Annotated in this window: 1 protein-coding gene; it reads right to left on the bottom strand. The window is 70.2% G+C overall.

Annotation, left to right across the window (positions count from 1 at the left end):
* Positions 1 to 148: 148 nt before the first annotated feature.
* Positions 149 to 393, bottom strand: a 245-nt coding sequence (locus OQ02_RS39395) for a hypothetical protein (RefSeq protein WP_033443786.1), incomplete at its 5' end; no start/stop codon positions are given.

Below are 393 nucleotides of genomic sequence, written 5' to 3'. Positions count from 1 at the left end.
GGGCGGGTGGGTTCGGGCACGGTGGGTCCTTCCGCAGAAAGCCGCAGGTGGCGTTGGGGGCAGGACTCCATGGTCTGGAAATCGGCCGGTTAGGCTAACCGGCGAACGTGCGCTATATATGTGCGATTTCCCGTCGGTGCGCAGGCGGTCAGCGGTGCGGGTTCTCGGTGCCGACGTCGGCGCTCGTGGCAGCGTCGGGGAGATCGGCGCCGTCGGCGTCGCGCTGGTCGATCCACCACCCGGCGCGGCTGATCGAACGGATCTTGTCCTCCAGGACGGCCCAGTCCGCCTCGTCCCAGGTGCCTTCGCTGACCAGGGCCGTGTATGCGGCGGTGACGAGCTGGAACCGGGAGCGCTCGCCCCAGGCCAGGGCCCGCTCGGACCCCTCCAGCG

The organism is Saccharothrix sp. NRRL B-16314 (genome assembly GCF_000716595.1).
Lineage (GTDB): Bacteria > Actinomycetota > Actinomycetes > Mycobacteriales > Pseudonocardiaceae > Actinosynnema.
The sequence above is the reverse complement of the archived record's forward strand: the minus strand, read 5'-3'. Positions and strand labels throughout refer to the sequence as shown.